Annotated in this window: 12 protein-coding genes; 2 read left to right on the forward strand and 10 right to left on the reverse strand. The window is 50.5% G+C overall.

Annotated features, from left to right (window positions below; translation table 11 throughout):
• The first annotated feature begins 174 nt into the window (after positions 1-174).
• Positions 175-2,829 (forward strand): cation-translocating P-type ATPase, encoded by a 2,655-nt coding sequence (locus C173_RS25950; RefSeq protein WP_036730479.1) that lies wholly within the window; start codon positions 175-177, stop codon positions 2,827-2,829.
• Positions 2,830-2,907: 78 nt separating this feature from the next.
• Here the strand turns inward: C173_RS25950 and C173_RS25955 are convergent, their stop codons facing one another.
• The 6 genes from C173_RS25955 to C173_RS25980 form a co-directional block, all read right to left on the reverse strand.
• Positions 2,908-4,734: an APC family permease gene (locus C173_RS25955; protein WP_036730481.1), complete on the reverse strand. Its 1,827-nt coding sequence runs from the start codon at positions 4,732-4,734 to the stop codon at positions 2,908-2,910.
• Positions 4,735-4,953: 219 nt separating this feature from the next.
• The gene (locus C173_RS33075) at positions 4,954-5,694 is read right to left on the reverse strand and encodes a DUF5071 domain-containing protein (protein WP_051478424.1); all 741 of its coding nucleotides are present in this window, start codon (positions 5,692-5,694) and stop codon (positions 4,954-4,956) included.
• A gap of 24 nt (positions 5,695-5,718) precedes the next feature.
• Positions 5,719-6,654: a metal-dependent hydrolase gene (locus C173_RS25965; protein WP_036730483.1), complete on the reverse strand. Its 936-nt coding sequence runs from the start codon at positions 6,652-6,654 to the stop codon at positions 5,719-5,721.
• Positions 6,655-6,768: 114 nt separating this feature from the next.
• Positions 6,769-7,839, reverse strand: a complete 1,071-nt coding sequence (locus C173_RS25970; RefSeq protein WP_036730485.1) for a hypothetical protein — start codon at positions 7,837-7,839, stop codon at positions 6,769-6,771.
• Positions 7,840-8,048: 209 nt separating this feature from the next.
• A complete protein-coding gene (locus C173_RS25975) occupies positions 8,049-8,795 on the reverse strand; it encodes an SAM-dependent methyltransferase (protein ID WP_051478427.1) in 747 nt (248 codons plus the stop codon).
• 207 nt (positions 8,796-9,002) lie between these two features.
• Positions 9,003-9,668, reverse strand: a complete 666-nt coding sequence (locus tag C173_RS25980; protein WP_036730487.1) for a VOC family protein — start codon at positions 9,666-9,668, stop codon at positions 9,003-9,005.
• 181 nt (positions 9,669-9,849) lie between these two features.
• Between C173_RS25980 and C173_RS25985 the strand changes: the two genes are divergently transcribed.
• A complete protein-coding gene (locus tag C173_RS25985) occupies positions 9,850-11,235 on the forward strand; it encodes a hypothetical protein (protein ID WP_036730489.1) in 1,386 nt (461 codons plus the stop codon).
• On the opposite strand, the gene C173_RS25990 is transcribed toward C173_RS25985, so the two are convergent.
• From C173_RS25990 to C173_RS26005, 4 genes are all read right to left on the reverse strand, one after another.
• The gene (locus C173_RS25990; protein ID WP_036730496.1) at positions 11,236-11,991 is read right to left on the reverse strand and encodes a class I SAM-dependent methyltransferase; all 756 of its coding nucleotides are present in this window, start codon (positions 11,989-11,991) and stop codon (positions 11,236-11,238) included.
• A 14-nt stretch (positions 11,992-12,005) separates the two neighbouring features.
• On the reverse strand, positions 12,006-12,254 hold the full coding sequence (locus C173_RS25995; protein WP_036730497.1) for a hypothetical protein: 249 nt from the start codon (positions 12,252-12,254) through the stop codon (positions 12,006-12,008).
• A gap of 41 nt (positions 12,255-12,295) precedes the next feature.
• Positions 12,296-13,405 carry a WG repeat-containing protein gene (locus tag C173_RS26000; RefSeq protein ID WP_036730498.1) on the reverse strand — a complete coding sequence of 370 codons (1,110 nt, stop codon included), beginning with the start codon at positions 13,403-13,405 and terminating at the stop codon, positions 12,296-12,298.
• A 148-nt stretch (positions 13,406-13,553) separates the two neighbouring features.
• Positions 13,554-14,963, reverse strand: coding sequence for a glycoside hydrolase family 1 protein (locus C173_RS26005; RefSeq protein WP_036730499.1), 1,410 nt, complete (start codon positions 14,961-14,963; stop codon positions 13,554-13,556).
• Between the last annotated feature and the right edge of the window lie 23 nt (positions 14,964-14,986).

Below are 14,986 nucleotides of genomic sequence, written 5' to 3' on the forward strand. Positions count from 1 at the left end.
ACGAAATATTTTTCACCATTAATGAATAATTATCTGCATTCATTCTATCTAACTATGGCCTATTGGGGTATAAGTAATTAGCCGCCCGAGCTGAGAATGCTGAAACTTGTCATCATTCCTAACGTAGATTTGAACCATACAGACAAAGAAATACTGGAGAGGAGCTTGTATCTAATGGAGTATTACCGCCACAGTGTGTCAGACACCCTGGAAGAAGTCAACAGTTCCGCAAGCGGGCTGACGTCTGCTGAAGTAGACAACCGGCTGGCCAAGGAAGGCTACAATGAGTTGAAGGGTAAGGCGAAGGACCCGCTATGGAAGCTGTTTCTGGAGAATTTCAAAGATCCTATGGTCATTGTGCTGCTCATCGCGGCTACAGTTCAGATCGTAATGGGACATATTATGGAATCCGTTATCATCTTCGTGGTGCTGATTCTGAATGCTGTAATCAGTGTAGTTCAGACCCGGAAGGCGGAGAGCTCACTGGACGCCCTGCGCAAAATGTCCGCACCCGAAGCCAAGGTCATGCGGGATGGGGCCTTACTGTCGATTCCGGCAAGGGAACTGGTCCGGGGCGACATCGTCTTCCTGGAGGCTGGCGATTATGTTCCTGCGGATGGACGGATTATTGAATCCGGGAGTCTGCGGATTGATGAGGGCATGCTGACCGGCGAATCCGAAGCCGTCGATAAGCATACCGACCCGATCCTGCAGGAGGCTCCGCTGGGCGACCGGCGCAACATGGCCTTCAGCGGCTCGCTGGTCGTCTATGGCCGGGGAACGCTGGTCATTACAGGAACGGCACTCGGCACCGAGCTCGGGAAGATTGCCGGGCTGATCGAGAGTGCCGAAGCCAAGCAGACGCCCTTGCAGCGCAAGCTGGAGAGCTTCGGCAAAAAACTGGGGATCGCCGTGCTGTTGCTGTCGGTGCTGATCTTCGGCATTCAGGCCGCACGCGTCTGGCTCTCGAATGATACGGTGGACACCACCGAAGCCATCCTGAATGCCCTGATGTTCGCTGTAGCAGTAGCCGTTGCCGCTATTCCCGAGGCATTGTCTTCTATCGTGACCATTGTACTCTCCGTGGGCACGAATAAGATGGCCCGGCAGCATGCTATTATCCGTAAGCTGCCTGCTGTAGAGGCACTGGGATCAACAAGCGTCATCTGTACAGACAAGACCGGAACGCTGACCCAGAATAAAATGACGGTTGTGGATTACTTCCTCCCCGGAGGACCGGAGGAGCAGTTCAAGCTGAAGGCCGATGACTGGTCGGAGGAAGCCCGCAAGCTGCTGCATATTGCCGTGCTCTGCAACGATTCCAACATTAATGAGGAAGGCAAAGAGCTGGGCGACCCGACCGAGGTAGCGCTGATTGCCTTCAGCAACAGCAAGGACAGGGATTACCGCGAGATCCGCGATAACTTCCCGCGCGAGGCCGAGCTGCCGTTCGATTCGGAACGCAAGCTAATGACCACGCTGCATACGTTCGAAGGACAGAAGGCCCTGCTGACCAAAGGCGGCCCGGATGTCCTGTTCAGCAGATGTTCCCATGTCCTGCTGGAGGGCCAGGAGGTTCCGCTGACAGCGGAGGTCCTGGAAAACTTCAATGAAGCGAACGAACAGTTCTCCGGCAGAGCGCTGCGCGTGCTTGCTTATGCCTATAAGAACGTGCCGGAAACAGTGACTGAGGTGGGCCTTGACGATGAGCAGGATCTGGTGCTGGTCGGCCTGTCGGCGATGATTGACCCGCCGCGCGAGGCTGTATATGGCTCCATTGCCGAGTCCAACAAAGCCGGTATCCGTACAATTATGATTACCGGGGACCACAAGACTACGGCCCAAGCGATCGGCCGCGACATCGGACTGATGGCGGAGCATGAGATCGCCGTCACCGGCCAGGAGCTGGATGCCATGTCCGACGATGAGTTGGACAGCAGACTGGAGCAGATCGGCGTGTATGCCCGGGTCTCCCCGGAGAACAAGATCCGGATCGTCAGGGCGTGGCAGCGTAAGGGCAAAATCACCGCCATGACCGGGGACGGCGTCAATGATGCCCCGGCACTGAAGCAGGCCGATATTGGGGTTGCGATGGGCAGCGGAACCGATGTCGCCAAGGATTCGGCGGCTATGATCCTAACGGATGATAACTTCGTATCCATCGTCAATGCGGTGGCCGTGGGCCGGACGGTGTTCGATAACATCAAGAAGGCAATCGCCTATCTGTTCGCGGGCAATCTGGGTGCGATTATCGCCATCCTGTTCGCCCTGATCTTCGACTGGATCAATCCGTTCACGGCCATTCAGCTGTTATTCATTAACCTGGCGAACGACTCCCTCCCGGCGATTGCGCTGGGCATGGAAAAGGCCGAGCCGGATGTAATGAGCCGCAAGCCGCGGGACATCAGCGAGGGCATTTTTGCAGGCGGGATGATGCAGGCAGTGATCACCCGTGGTCTGCTGATCGGGATTGCCGTGATTATCTCCCAGTATATCGGGCTGCAGCATTCGGATGAAATGGGGATTGCGATGGCCTTCACCACGCTGATTCTGGCGCGCACCCTGCAGACCTTCGCTGCCCGCTCCAACAGCCAGACCTCTGTGGAGGCCGGCTTCTTCAGCAACAAATATGTAATCGGCGCGGTCTTGATCTGCTTTGCCTTCTACGGCATTGCGGTCCTGCCAGGTGTCAGAGAGATCTTCTCGATCCCTGCCACCTTCGGGATGAACCACTGGCTGACCGCCACCGGACTCGCCCTAGGCGCAGTCATTGTGATGGAGCTGGCGAAGCTGATCCGCCGTCTGCTGCCTGCGAAGCAGGCTGCTTAAGCTAGGCTAAGTTAACGAACTTAATAACAGCAATAAGCCTGCATTCCCGGTATAGGGGTGCAGGCTTTTTATACTCAATCACTTCTTCAAATGATAAGGCACTGTAGTGACAATCACATCGCTGCGGAACAGCAGACGGGCACGTATCAGCAGACTCGATTGATTATGAAGGATATTATGCCAGCCTTTCTTCGGAATGAACTGTGGAATAATTACCGTTACCCTATGGTTCAACTCTGCGGCCTTCCAATTCACTTTATCAATAAACTTGGTCAACGGCTGTACAATGCTTCTATAAGGAGTATATAGGGTTACTAACCTTACGTCCGGCTGCCACTTTCTCCACTTCTCCTCGAACACCGCTTCATCTTCCCGCTCGAAGGGCACGTAGACGGCTATAATCTGCTGCGGAGACAGCGACTTGGCATATTCCAGGGAGTTCATCACGACATGAGTGATTCCGGCGACCGGCACGATAATCACATTGCCTTCAATCTTGATCGTTTCCTCACAGGTAGTAATTCTAAGCTGGTCCGCAATGGCCTCATAATGTTTATGAATCCGGTGGAACACCAGGAGCAGAATCGGCAGAAAGACAAATACCGGCCATACCTGAGTAAACTTGGTCATGAAGAACATCATCGTCACAACGAAGCTGATTAGAGCGCCAACCGTGTTGATGATGAACTTTTGCACCCAGCCTGCTGGCTTTTCCCGGAGCCATTTCACCATCATCCCGCTCTGCGACAACGTAAAGGGAATGAACACACCTACAGCATATAAAGGAATCAGCTGCTCCGTTTTCCCCTCAAAGACATAAATCAGAACCATGGACAGAACACCTAATATGATAATACCGTTGGAGTAACCCAGCCGGTCCCCCCGCATGGTGAACATTCGCGGAATGAATTTATCCTTGGCAAGGTTCACAGCCAGCAATGGAAAGGCGGAATAACCGGTATTGGCAGCCAGGATCAAGATTAATGCAGTCGTCCCCTGGATAAAATAGTACATCGCATTCCGGCCAAAGGTTTGCTCGGCAATTTGCGATACCACAGTGACGTCAGCACGGGGAGCAATCCCGTAATAATAGGCTAACACCACAATGCCTGAGAACATCACGGCCAGTAACACTCCCATGGCGATTAAGGTTTTGGAGGCGTTGGACGCTTCCGGGCTTTTGAAATTCGGTATGGCATTGGAGATCGCTTCTACACCCGTTAACGCTGAGCTCCCGGAAGAAAATGCGCGCAATAATAGAAATAGGCTTATCCCCGCTACCGGAGTACCCAGTGAGGTATGCAGTTCCGCCGGAACGTTACCTGACAAGATGTTGTACAGACCTGTACCAATCAGAATGAATAAGGCCAAGACGAATAAATAGACCGGATAAGCGAGGACGGAGGCAGATTCCGTGACCCCTCTTAAGTTCAAAATCGTGATCAGAAGCACAAAAGCAATGGCAATCACCACTTTATGCTCATGCAGGCTTGGAAACGCTGAGGTGATGGCATCCGTACCCGCCGATATACTTACAGCCACCGTTAAAATATAGTCAACCAGCAGCGAACCGCCGGCTATTAACCCCGGATACTTGCCCAGGTTCTCCTTGGACACCACATAGGCGCCCCCGCCGTGGGAATAAGCAAAAATAATCTGCCGGTAGGACAGAATGAGCGCGGTCAGCAGGATCAACACACCCAGCGCAATCGGGATCGAATACCAGAAGGCGGCTGCCCCAATCGTAACCAGAACAATCAGAATCTGCTCCGGCCCGTAGGCAACGGATGACAGCGCATCTGAAGACAGTATAGCCAGCGCTTTCTTTTTATTTAACTTTTGCTCTCCCAATTCACTGGACTTTAAGGGCCTGCCAATTAAAAATCGTTTTAAAAATGAAATCACTCGGTTTCACCACTCGCTTATTATTTGTAGGATCTTGTTTGTACCCCATCTGCTCCCATTCTCGGACACAACAAAAAGACCACAGAAGAATGTTCTGTGACCTTCAACATATCATGTCCGGCATTAATATAGCGTTAAGGATTACGCAAAGACATTAAGATTGCATTAAGATTATTCTTAGGCCGGAGCATTGACTGACTGATCCTTCAGCGCGTGGTGTTACTCGGACCCTGACACCTCTCTAACCAGTTCCTCAATTTCACTTACGAAGTCATGAAGACTGGATTTCCGGTAACAGAAGCTGATTTCTTCCCGATGCTGCTCAATATAAGCTCTGGACAGTTCCGGTGTGAAGATCCCTTCACGGAATTCTCGTTGCAGCGCTTCACAATCGATGCCGGGATACGCATTCTCCAGCTGGGCGATCTCCGTGAGACTTCTCTGCTTCTTGTCCTCTAATAGTAGTAAAACGGCTTCTCCCGGATAGATCTGGTGGACCCATAGCGTCCGCAAGGCCTTCAGAGCAATTGTTCCTCCTTCATTTAGCCGGATCAAATCTTCACGGAGTGGAGTGATCTGCTCTTTGTTCCAGTGATCAAGGATCATTTCGAAGATCCAGTACATCCATTCCTCATCTTGACTCTGATTCCTGAACACATCTTGAATATATGGAATTAACGGATTCCCGATCTCTCTCAAAAAAGGAGCAATCTGGGCAGCTCCTGGCCAATTCATATCCTGAATCCACTCAAGCAGTCCCGGCAGGATAGGTTTCACACGGGGAAAGCCAAGGCGAACAATGACCTCCGCTGCTCCGTCCCAATACCCTTTGCCCAGCGGCTGCAGCAATAGATGGAGCTCACCATCGCGGATGTCCTGGAGCTTGTGAATAGCCTCCGCTTGTTCGGCTTCAGGTGTGTCCCAGTCTAGCTTTTGAATAAGTGCTTGAATGTCCTCCACGCGCTCCCCCTACTTTGCAATAGTCTATTCCCTCTGTTCTTCCACCCAAGTTCCATCCTTATAAATGAAACAACGGGGATTCCCCTCCCGGTCCCGTGCAACAATCTCTCCGGCAGGCCCTTCCCCGCTCTCCTCCATCACTTCAAATGAAGCCTCATCCCCGGCAGGGAGCTTCCGGTATACTTGCTCCAGCCCGTCTTTTCCCGTCTTGCTGCGGACAACGTCACTCTTAACGGCAAAGATCATATTCAAGTCTAAACGGACCTCTCCGCCCAAGACAGGCAACACCCCAAGCACCCTTCGCTGAGAGTCGATGACATCAAACCCCATTTTCCAAAAATCGCTCAGTTTGTGCACCTGATTATCTCCCAGCGGAGACACCTGTATGGCAGCCTGTGGAGTGAGTGTGAATTTACGCGGAAGCCCTTGTTCCAGTTGCATTAGCATGGCAAGCTTAAGACTGAGATACAGGACAAGAAACACAGCACAACCCGAACTAAGCACCCGTCTTCTGCCCAACGACACCGGAAGCACAAAACTCATAACCCCCACTAACATAGGCATCCAAACCGTAGGATCACCGAGATAGATCAAGGGCAGCGTATAAGCTTCCCTGGACAGCGGATAGACCAAATGGACCCCATGTCCCAAATAATCTACCAGAATATGCCCCAGCACACTCCCCGCTAGACACAGATATAACTGGGTATACGAATATTTTTTCAGCAGCAGCCTGAACAGGAACACGATCGGAACCATAACCAGCCCCATGACTATAATGGAATGCGACCAAGGAGATACATACCTGTTCCCCAACAGATCCGGCACAATGCCCAGGAACGAGGTCAGTCCGAGCAGAACCACTTTTTCCTTAAAAGAAATCTCCTTGCGCATAAGCACAATCGATACAATAAAACTGCCCGTAAGCAGATGTGTAGCAATATGCATAGCCAATATCATAGACACCTTTAATCCCCCCGCTTTGGTTGCTAAGCTTCACTACTCAGAGCCTGACAAGTTATAAACAAACGGAGCGGGGAAAAGGTTCATTTGCTATACAAAGATCACTTACACTCAGTTTAGATATGCTTTCCTGGCGTCCTCAAAAATAGTATCTAATTGTACCCTGGTGTAATCATCTCCTTTAAACTGTATATCATCAGCAGTGCTCTTAGATTGAATGCCTTCACCCGCAACAGGTACTTTACCATAAACAACGCCACGGATAATGTATACACCAGGATCAGTGAGACTCTCTCTCAAAAACAGCAAGTATGCTTCATTTTCATTCATCAACTGATATCCTAATGTGCTGTAAACTCTTGATGAGCCGGCCGCTGCATTTTCTTGGACGATGATGGTCTCCCCGCTAGACAACGTGTAACCGGTATTATTTCTAAATACATCGCTCAGTACAAATTTGGATAATGTGCGATTGTCAATAACCAATCCGTCCACATCTTCTTTTTTCAGAACTACTTCCTGAGCCCCGGCCTTCGTTCCCTTAACAACAATATCTGTTTGTGCATCCAATTCAGAAAATGTTCCGTAGCTAATGGCCCTACTGTTTGTAATTCCGTAAGGAATTGTTTTCGTCCCTGCCGTATCTTGAACTGTTAATGGTTCAAGCGAAGCGGCTGCTCTCTCATAATCAGCCTGAAAAAGGGTTCTAGCTGAACTCATACTGAAATATAATCCGTCTTTCTCAAAGTATAAATACGGCACTTCGTTCTCTTGAGCAATCCACTCCCCAGATACATCTTTAGAAAGCTCAACTTTTTTAGTCGAAGCAATCTCGTTAGTTGGTTTAAGTTCTTCTTTGGATTGAGTGATTGCACCACGAAAAAATACAATACGGACTTGATTGTCTTTAGCTTCAACACGATCCAGAAAATCATCGACACCTAATTCTACTGTAGGGATATAGACTTTATCTAATCCGGCTTTCTTAGCAGCTTCACTAATTTCTTTTTTTTGTTCTGCGGTATAAGAGAACGGCTCGGCTTCTGTCATTCCTTCACCTTCATTATTGGCTGAATTTTCAGTTGCAGGAGTATTTGAAGATGAATTTACATTCTGACTGCAACCTGCTAATAAAGCACCAAGCAGCAAACCAATAAACACGACTTTCCTTTTGTAGTTCATGGAATATCCTCCACTTGTTGATTTGTCACCTCACCATAATAGACTGAACCGCTCTTCCAAAAGTTGCATAATCTTCTCAACTCAGTTTCTTTTTTGAAACTCTTTTCAGGTCCAGTAAACTAACTCAGACGGGCGCATATCAAAATACAGCGGCAGCCCTGGCCCATTTAAGAGTCCCGGCTACCGCTGCTTATTCACAACACTACTATTTACTTACGGCGGGCAACCATCATAATCTCCATACTGCCGAGCTGTAAAGGCTGTTTCCCGAATTGTCCTGCGGTACAGCCATATGCGGCCTCCACTGCAAAGCCCTCACTGACCAGAATCATCTGCAATTCCCGGAAGGTAAAAGCGGTGGTATAGATCAACACCTCTTTGGATTCGCCCTCGGGACTGAGAACTTCTTCTTTATCGATTACGGTGCAGGAATACGGGTCAAATAACGACTCATCCTGTATACGCCGGGCTAAGTTAAGCGCATTAATTACCGTAAGAACAAATAGAGAACCCGGCTTCAGCGCCCGATGAACTCCTCTAAGGACCTTCCGGTGATTCTCTTCACAGCCCGCCAGTCCAAAGGCCCCTTCACACAGACAAATTGCGCCATCGAATTCCTGCTCAAACGTTAACTCACGGGCATCCGTCACCAGAAATGTTGCCTGTAACTCTTCTTTTGCCGCTTCCCGATTCGCGTGCCTGATAAATTCCGCAGAAATATCCACGCCCACTGTTCTAATTCCGCGCCGGGCCAATTCCAGACTATGCCGCCCCGGACCACAGCCAATATCCAGGGTGCGGGTACCCTGCCACAGATTCATTAACTCCATTAAAAAGTCTACTTCCTGCATCGTTCCCTGGGCGAAACCGAATGTCAAATACTGCTCCCGCATGAAATCTCCGATTGCTTCATAATAATCCCCACTGTACTCAAAGCCTGCTTGCGTATTCTTCAAAAGCTATCCCTCCGTATCTGTTGTGCCTACACGGAAGTGGATTGGCGTGACAGCTTAACCTCTTCCGTGTCCCGAAAGACAACGTTCAGCCTGTCAGCGCATCTATTCATAAGTTCACTCGCTTTCCTTATTATGTAACTTCAGGGTAGACATTCGTAGCCGGGAAGTCAAAAGAAAGAACCGTTATATTCATTCTGTACGGTTAGCTTAACGAAGCCCCTGGACCTTCAACCCCTCTGAAGCATCCAGCGTCACTTCACAGACATCTGTCCTGATCGTTAGCGGATGCGGATAGGCTTCCTCCTGATCAGACATGAACCAGACCCGGCCTTGCTTCACAGCAATAATCAGCCCATGCTCGTCACCGGCAGCAGCGAACTGGCCACTATAATCCTGCCAAGGAACGATCCCTACTCGGGATAGCTTGAGCAGTGCCTCCTCCACATCGGGTACAGGCAGCCCGATCTCACTTACACATAACAGACTGGCTGGAGAAAATGATTCATTGGCGGAATTGTTCAGATTGTGCCGGGCAATCAGCTCTACAAGATTACCTGCCGGATCATAGAAATAGATGGAATCGGCATTCCAGGACTCGAAGTGCACGACCTCCTGGCCCTCATTAGGAATGACAGACACCTTCGGAGTAATCCAGCACAACGCTTCATTAATCTGATTCTCAGGAATGTTGAAGGCAAAATGATATTTCGGCTGTCTGCTTGGGTTAGACTCATTGAAGGTTAGACTGGACTCGCCCGCTCGTACACTGAAGGATGCCCGATGTTCCTGGAATACCGCCAGCCCAAGAGTATTCTCATAAAAGTCTTTCATTTCTTTCAAGGAATGAGTCTGCATCTCTACTTCTCTTATCATCTAGGATCACCTCTAATTATGGCTTATCAGCCAAAGCTTTGCTTCCATGGTAGCCATCCAGAGAATGGAAGTCAAACCCGCATCTGCAACTTCTGTGCAACATCCGCGTCCATAACAATATGGAAAATCTATCTATTCTCTGAAAACAATAGGACAATCGAACATTACAGGAGGTTTCTATATGCGCTATATGGCAGCAATTGTGCTGGCGGCAGCTCTGCTCTCAGGGTGTCAGGGGGCAGACAAGGCCGGTGTGAACGGCTCTTCCCCGTCCCCATCCTCACCCGCAGAAGGGTCACCCACGGCTATGTCAGCCACACCTACCACTTCAGCACCTTCAAGCGAGGAGGAGCCGCTGCTCTATATTGAGCAATTGAAAGTGATCGGCGGCGGTGGACAACTGATACAAGTGAAGTCGAACAGCGATATCGATAAAAAATCATTGGAGCAAGCGATAAAGAATAGTCTGCAGACCAGTGATCCCGAGACTGAATTCCGTTACACGCTGGAATGGGAGTCCCCGCGGTTTGTGCAAATCCGCCTGCATCTCGATGAGGGCAACGTCTGGTCCGGGACGTTCAATCTGGATGAAGCCGTTACCGCAGACGGGCGGAAGTATGCCAGTACAGAGCAGCCGTACCGTAACACGGTAGTGATCAGAGCTGGAGACGGTGAGGGCAGTCTGTTGTTCCAAGGCGTCACCTCCGGTACCCGGCGCGTAGTACCTGCCTGGAACACGGGCTGGATCAAGTCCATTCAGACCCGGGAATCGGGTGCCCCTTCCTATCTGTTCTACGGACAGGAGAAGCATCATCTGGTGCACGCCCTGACAGGCGAGGCGCTGGAGATTCCGGTTTTTGCTCAGGAGAAGGGTGCCTACGGCAATGACTATGGTTACCATGAGATGTATTCTGACCGCTTCTATGGGGACTTCACTTATATGATCTCGGGCAATAAGACGCTGTATCGGGTAGACCTGAAGGGCTTCACCCGTACGAAGCTTCATGTATTCAGCAAGCCGGTCTACGGCATGTCCTCCTCGCCTGACGGCAAGCGCATAGCTGTATTAACTGCTCATGACGAATACATTGGACCTGGGGCGGACTTGACGGTGCTGGATCAGAAGGGGAAAATACTGCATTCGCAGCAGAACGCCGCCTTCATCTCCCATAGTGACGGCTTCCTGTTCGTCTATTCTCTGACTTGGGAGGACGATTCAAATCTGATCCTTCCCGCAGACAGAGGTGAGCATAACCCGCTTGGACAAGTCCGTTACAACACCGGAAGCGGAACGTCCACGGTGATGCAGGATCAGCGGATCACAGACCAGCTAAAGAAGGATCTCGCAGAGCATGAGCGTCAGCCGCATAATGACCTGTTGCTATCCGGGCTGAATTGGTCACCCGACAACCGATTCGCAGCCTTCAAATCCGGCACAGGCGCCATTCAGGTGTACGACACACAGGAGCGGTCCTTCACGTTCGTGGCCGCAGGCACAATGCTGGGCTGGATGCCGGATGGAACGCTGGCCTGGGCGGATATTAAGGATCATGTGTACACCTTTTGACTATACTTCTCCCCAATAAATCTCAGTTTCATACTCAAATGGAACCATTCCGTCCTGATTATGCCTGTCAAATATATTCTGCAGCTCTGTCATCATCGGATTGTAATTCGGATGTCCGGGAACAGGGCTATAGGAGGAGGATAACAGCCGGCCGCTCAGACCCTCGAAATCGAACTCCTGAGTCATTTCAAACTGGCTTTTATGCATCGTATTCTCTTTGAAAAAAGAGCGAAGCATCGCCTGAGAAATATTTTTATGATTCACTTGTTCATAGTCGGTTCCGTAGGTGTGAAGCAGTTGATCGTACTCTTCACGAAATGAAGTACCGTTTGTAAGCCGGGAATTCCATATGAGTATGACTTTCCCGCCAGGCTGTAGTATTCTGCGGAACTCCGTTTGCGCGGCTACCTGGTCGAACCAGTGAAATGCCTGCGCACAGACAATAAAATCAACCGACTGCTCCGGTAACCCGGTAGCTTCCGCAGACCCTGATTTACTTTGAAAGTTCGGATTGCTGTAGAGCCTTTGCTCTGCGGCTTCACGCATGGCCTGATTGGGCTCGACCGCGATTACCTCGCTGCCGCGTTCCAGAAGCAGCTTGGACAGGCTCCCAGTGCCAGAACCGATATCTGCTATTTTACTGTTCGGGCGCAGACCAATATTGTCGTACAAATAATCAATAGCCTCTTGTGGATAGCTTGGGCGATACTTCAAATAGGAATCGACCCGGTTCGTAAACCTTTCACCACTGTTCATCGCTGTTCACTCTCCTATTTTGTTTTCTTCGGAAAACCGTATACGAATAGAATCACACCGATCAACGTAAGGATTGGCACAAAGAGATTATCGAAGAAGCCTGCGATATGAGTATTAGGCTGGAAACTCAACAAGTTGGCTTCGTATAACGCAGAAATTTCATAATTTCGAGCGATCAATGTACCTACACGTTCGATCGTGTAGATTAACGCGGCCGTAATCAGAAAGGCTGCCCCTAGTTTTCTGTATAAGTCGTTGCCCATGGAATATTATTGCCTCCTCTACCCTTGATCGATTAATTTAGTTACGGTTTCACCACTCCGCCCGGAAGCTCGGAAGCCGGCGGCCAGACGATGGTTCCGCTGCGGTTCATGTACCCTCTGATTTCCTCGCGAGTATCTGGAACCAGCAGGGTGATTTCTGCCAGTTCGCCTTTAAAATCAGCGGCCCAATAGAGTTGCGGCTTAACCACGAAGCGGCCGGAGGTATTAATATAGCCGTACCTCTGCCCCGGGCTGGCCGGAGCCAGACCGCCCTTGAACAAACCTCCAGCCGTGAATCCCTGAATGACCTTGGCGCCCTTCTTATTAATATAGAAGGTGGCTCCATTGCGCTCGACGAACGCCAGACCTTCCGAGAACGGCTGGGCCATGCTGAACTGCGGCTTAATCAGGTAATTGCCTGTTTTGTCGATGTAGCCGTATTTGCCGTTCACATACACAACTGCCGCCCCGCCGGAGAACGGTGTGGCGTAATCATACCGGGGGGTGATGCGAAGCTTGCCGGTGGTGTCGATATAGCCGTATTTGCCGCCAACGGCAAGTGTAACGGCCGCCATGCCTTCCGAGAAATCAGAAGTAAAGCTATATCTGTAAGGAACGATAAGCTTGCCCTTTGTGTTAATGTAACCCGAGGCTTTACCCATATTGACCCGGGCCAGACCTTCGGAGAAATTAAATGCCCGGACATAGATTGGCTGTATGGCCACCTTGCCTTGGCTATCGATATACCCGTACCGGGTCGCCGTGGCCCCGCCGGCGAGTTGAACCTTCGCTGTATACAGCGCGCGGTCATTATACAGAATGCCGGCGTCTCTCAGCTTATATTCAAACAGCTTCGTACCGGCCGAACTGAAATAATATTGCTTTTTAGCCGCATGGTCCTCGACATACACCGTCCCTCCGGGCATTCCTGAGTAACCATAACTATCATACACCGCTTCAATAACCACCTTGCCCTTGCCGTTGATGAAGCCGTATTTCCCGTTCACTTCAACCGGATATAATTGATCTGCTGTCTTGGCCTGCACAGTACCAGCACCGGCAGCCTGGGCCTTGTCCTGCGCTGGACCCGCTACGCCTGCACTGAACACCATCGTCGTCATAAGTAGGGTTATAGCCAGTTTCTTTAACACTTGCGGTTCACACTCCTTTGAGACTATTTTCCATTCTTTATGTATAGACGGCGATTGTACCGGTTTTGTTGTGCATGATTTGGAAGAAAAAATAGGGCTGCCCCAAGCAGCCTCTCGTGGCTACCGGGACAACCCTGTGTAATTACAATCAGCGAATCTCGCCTCTGGAAGCAATCAGCTTCTGATACCAGTAGAAGCTCATCTTACGGATGCGGCGCAGCTCCTTCAGGTCGAACTCCTCGCGGTCTACATAGATGAAGCCGTAGCGTTTGCTGGAGCCCTGATGCGTGCTGACCAGATCGATCGCTGACCAAGGACAGAAGCCGAACACATCTACCCCATCGGTAAGCGCGAGCTGAATTTGTTCAATATGCTTGCGGAAGAATTCAATCCGGTACGCATCATTTACCGTTCCGTCTTCTTCCAGCTTGTCGAATGCCCCTAGACCGTTCTCCGTAACAATCAGCGGCAGGTGGTAACGGGAATAAATCTGGCGGAGCGTTGTTCTGAAGCCCACCGGATCAATCTCCCAGCCGAATTCTGTGGTCTGAAGGTTAGGGTTCACTGACCCCCGGTATGCTCCCGGCTCGCCAACGATTTCGTGCTGATCGCCCGTGTGGGAGAAGTCGTTGCCGTCATTTTTGCTCTCCCCAACGGTCTGCGAAGTGTAATAGTTGAAGGCGATGAAGTCCGGATGGCCTTGCCGGAGGATATCCATATCCTCTTCCTCAATCTTCGGCTCATAGCCCTTCTCCACTAGATAACTCCAGGCAATATGGTTATAACGTCCATAGACCGCCATATCCAGGTAGAGCCAATTGCGGATCGCAGCATAGTTATCTGCGGCCAGCATATCCTCTGGCTTGGAGCTGGCCGGATAGATCACACCGATGTTGGGTGCAGGACCAATCTTCGCTTCAGGCAGCATCTGATGGCACAGCACCATGGCCTTTGCCTGCGCAACAAGCATATGGTGGTTCTGCTGGTAGAGCTCTTTTTGCGGATCGGTCATATTCTCATTCAAGGTTCCGATCGATCCCGGATGCAGAATCAGCATATTCTGTTCGTTGATGGTCAGCCACCACTTTACGCGGTCCCCGTAATTCTCATACAATGTCTTGGCATATTGTTCAAAAGCATCGATCGTCGCCCGATTGGACCACCCTCCACGCTCTTCAAGCCCGTAAGGCAGATCGAAGTGGTACATCGTGACGATAGGCTCAATGCCGTATTTAAGCAACTCGTCGATCAGATTGCTGTAGAATTCAAGCCCCTTCGGATTAACAGCTCCGTCTCCTTGCGGATAGATCCGGCTCCAGGCGATGGAGAAGCGGTAGGCTTTGAAGCCCATCTCTGCCATCAGGGCCACATCCTCTTTGTACATATGGTAGTGGTCACTGGCTACCTTGAAGTCCGTCACCCCTTCTACATGGTTGGCCAGATCAATCACCGAAGGCCCTTTGCCGTCCTCATCCCAGGCACCCTCCAGCTGATAAGCCGAAGTGGAGCCCCCCCACAAGAAATTCTCTGGAAAAGCGTGAAGTTGTTTGTGCAGCATACCTTATTCCTCCTCAGTCTTGT

This window comes from Paenibacillus sp. FSL R7-277, assembly GCF_000517965.1.
GTDB lineage: Bacteria > Bacillota > Bacilli > Paenibacillales > Paenibacillaceae > Paenibacillus_AQ > Paenibacillus_AQ silagei.

Bases quoted from the DNA above. Each gene is read 5' to 3' on its own strand.
- C173_RS25950 (WP_036730479.1), top strand. From the start codon at position 175: ATGGAGTATTACCGCCACAGTGTGTCAGACACCCTGGAAGAAGTCAAC.
- C173_RS25965 (WP_036730483.1), bottom strand. From the start codon at position 6,654: ATGATATTGGCTATGCATATTGCTACACATCTGCTTACGGGCAGTTTT.
- C173_RS25970 (WP_036730485.1), bottom strand. From the start codon at position 7,839: ATGAACTACAAAAGGAAAGTCGTGTTTATTGGTTTGCTGCTTGGTGCT.
- C173_RS25980 (WP_036730487.1), bottom strand. From the start codon at position 9,668: ATGATAAGAGAAGTAGAGATGCAGACTCATTCCTTGAAAGAAATGAAA.
- C173_RS25985 (WP_036730489.1), top strand. From the start codon at position 9,850: ATGCGCTATATGGCAGCAATTGTGCTGGCGGCAGCTCTGCTCTCAGGG.
- C173_RS25990 (WP_036730496.1), bottom strand. From the start codon at position 11,991: ATGAACAGTGGTGAAAGGTTTACGAACCGGGTCGATTCCTATTTGAAG.
- C173_RS25995 (WP_036730497.1), bottom strand. From the start codon at position 12,254: ATGGGCAACGACTTATACAGAAAACTAGGGGCAGCCTTTCTGATTACG.
- C173_RS26005 (WP_036730499.1), bottom strand. From the start codon at position 14,963: ATGCTGCACAAACAACTTCACGCTTTTCCAGAGAATTTCTTGTGGGGG.